The organism is Acinetobacter sp. 3657 (assembly GCF_031456775.1).
Taxonomy (GTDB): Bacteria; Pseudomonadota; Gammaproteobacteria; order Pseudomonadales; family Moraxellaceae; genus Acinetobacter.
Genome location: NZ_JAVDVH010000026.1, coordinates 1 through 3,367, shown reverse-complemented (window position 1 = coordinate 3,367; position 3,367 = coordinate 1). Strand labels below are relative to the sequence as shown.

Genomic DNA, 3,367 nt, shown 5'->3' with positions numbered 1-3,367 from the left:
TCTGTGATTTATCACAGTTTAATGTAGCTGACGAGGTTACATTAATTCATTAACAGATTAGTAGAATTGAGTCTGAAATAAATTGTTCAAAACTCGATTAATATGATTTTAACGGTAATACGCAAGTATTGCAGTTAGATGAAAGATTAATGCGAGAACTAGCGATTAACTGAATCAAGCGTTTTGGTATATGAATTAGATTGAAGCTGTACGGTGCTTAAGTGCACAGTGCGTCAAACTGAAATGTTGAAGTTACTACTTGTAGGTAACGTCGACTGTTTGGGGTTGTATAGTCAAGTAATTAAGTGCATGTGGTGGATGCCTTGGCAGTCAGAGGCGATGAAAGACGTAATAGCCTGCGATAAGCTCCGGGGAGGCGGCAAATATCCTTTGATCCGGAGATTTCTGAATGGGGGAACCCACTTACCATAAGGTAGGTATTGCATACTGAATACATAGGTATGCAAGGCGAACGAGGGGAAGTGAAACATCTCAGTACCCTTAGGAAAAGAAATCAATTGAGATTCCCTTAGTAGCGGCGAGCGAACGGGGATCAGCCCATTAAGTTGTATGTGTTCTAGTGGAACGCTCTGGGAAGTGCGAACGTAGAGGGTGATATTCCCGTACACGAAAGGGCACATACAATGATGACGAGTAGGGCGAGGCACGTGAAACCTTGTCTGAATATGGGGGGACCATCCTCCAAGGCTAAATACTCCTGACTGACCGATAGTGAACCAGTACCGTGAGGGAAAGGCGAAAAGAACCCCTGTGAGGGGAGTGAAATAGATCCTGAAACCGCATGCATACAAGCAGTGGGAGCCAACTTGTTTGGTGACTGCGTACCTTTTGTATAATGGGTCAGCGACTTACATTCAGTAGCAAGGTTAACCGAATAGGGGAGCCGTAGAGAAATCGAGTCTTAATAGGGCGTTTAGTTGCTGGGTGTAGACCCGAAACCAGGCGATCTATCCATGAGCAGGTTGAAGGTTGGGTAACACTAACTGGAGGACCGAACCCACTGTCGTTGAAAAGCCAGGGGATGACTTGTGGATAGGGGTGAAAGGCTAATCAAGCCTGGTGATAGCTGGTTCTCCCCGAAAGCTATTTAGGTAGCGCCTCGGACGAATACCATTGGGGGTAGAGCACTGTTTCGGCTAGGGGGTCATCCCGACTTACCAAACCGATGCAAACTCCGAATACCAATGAGTACTATCCGGGAGACAGACTGCGGGTGCTAACGTCCGTAGTCAAGAGGAAAACAATCCAGACCGCCAGCTAAGGCCCCAAAATCATAGTTAAGTGGGAAACGATGTGGGAAGGCATAGACAGCTAGGAGGTTGGCTTAGAAGCAGCCACCCTTTAAAGAAAGCGTAATAGCTCACTAGTCGAGTCGGCCTGCGCGGAAGATGTAACGGGGCTAAAACTATGTGCCGAAGCTGCGGATGTAACTTTTAAGTTACGTGGTAGGGGAGCGTTCTGTAAGCCGATGAAGGTGTATTGAGAAGTATGCTGGAGGTATCAGAAGTGCGAATGCTGACGTGAGTAACGACAAAACGGGTGAAAAACCCGTTCGCTGAAAGACCAAGGGTTCCAGTCCAACGTTAATCGGGGCTGGGTGAGTCGACCCCTAAGGCGAGGCCGAGAGGCGTAGTCGATGGGAAATTGGTTAATATTCCAATACTTCTGTGTAATGCGATGAGAGGACGGAGAAGGTTAAGTCAGCCTGGCGTTGGTTGTCCAGGTGGAAGACAGTAGGCATGCATCTTAGGCAAATCCGGGGTGCTCTATGCTGAGAGTCGATAGCAAGCTGTACTTGTACAGTGAAGTGGCTGATACCATGCTTCCAGGAAAAGTCTCTAAGCTTCAGTTACACAGGAATCGTACCCTAAACCGACACAGGTGGTCAGGTCGAGTAGACCAAAGCGCTTGAGAGAACTCTGCTGAAGGAACTAGGCAAAATGGTACCGTAACTTCGGGAGAAGGTACGCTGCTGACGGTGATGATCCTTGCGGTCTGAGCTATTGGCAGCCACAGAAACCAGGCCGCTGCAACTGTTTATTAAAAACATAGCACTCTGCAAACACGAAAGTGGACGTATAGGGTGTGATGCCTGCCCGGTGCTGGAAGGTTAATTGATGGGGTTAGCGTAAGCGAAGCTCTTGATCGAAGCCCCAGTAAACGGCGGCCGTAACTATAACGGTCCTAAGGTAGCGAAATTCCTTGTCGGGTAAGTTCCGACCTGCACGAATGGCATAATGATGGCGGCGCTGTCTCCAGCAGAGGCTCAGTGAAATCGAATTCGCCGTGAAGATGCGGTGTACCCGCGGCTAGACGGAAAGACCCCGTGAACCTTTACTGCAGCTTGACATTGAACTTTGACCTTACTTGTGTAGGATAGGTGGGAGGCTTTGAAGTTAGAACGCTAGTTCTAATGGAGCCATCCTTGAAATACCACCCTGGTAATGTTGAGGTTCTAACTCTGCCCCGTAATCCGGGGCGAGGACCATGTCTGGTGGGTAGTTTGACTGGGGCGGTCTCCTCCTAAAGAGTAACGGAGGAGTACGAAGGTGCGCTCAGCGTGGTCGGAAATCACGCGTAGAGTATAAAGGCAAAAGCGCGCTTAACTGCGAGACCCACAAGTCGAGCAGGTACGAAAGTAGGTCTTAGTGATCCGGTGGTTCTGTATGGAAGGGCCATCGCTCAACGGATAAAAGGTACTCTGGGGATAACAGGCTGATACCGCCCAAGAGTTCATATCGACGGCGGTGTTTGGCACCTCGATGTCGGCTCATCTCATCCTGGGGCTGAAGCAGGTCCCAAGGGTATGGCTGTTCGCCATTTAAAGAGGTACGCGAGCTGGGTTTAGAACGTCGTGAGACAGTTCGGTCCCTATCTACCGTGGGCGCTGGAAATTTGAGAGGATCTGCTCCTAGTACGAGAGGACCAGAGTGGACGAACCTCTGGTGTACCGGTTGTCACGCCAGTGGCATCGCCGGGTAGCTATGTTCGGAAGGGATAACCGCTGAAAGCATCTAAGCGGGAAGCCTACCTCAAGATAAGATTTCCCTAGGACTATATGTCCTCTAAAGAGCCGTTCGAGACTAGGACGTTGATAGGTTGGATGTGGAAGTACGGTGACGTATGAAGCTGACCAATACTAATTGCTCGTGAGGCTTGACTATACAACACCCAAGCAGTTGTATATAAAGCATCAATTCGATTCAAATCCAAACAGTCAGTGTAGATTAAACTGATTGAACTTGATTTAGTTGAAAAACTAGTTACAATTCAGACCCAATGAAGCTAATCCGTTAATAACTCTTTGGTTCGTAAGTAAGGCACACACTGTGAAATTTAACTCACA

Annotated in this window: 1 rRNA gene; it reads left to right on the top strand. The window is 48.4% G+C overall.

Annotated elements, in window-relative coordinates:
• Window positions 1–291: 291 nt before the first annotated feature.
• A 23S ribosomal RNA gene (locus J2Y37_RS15715) occupies window positions 292–3,185 on the top strand.
• Window positions 3,186–3,367 lie beyond the last annotated feature (182 nt).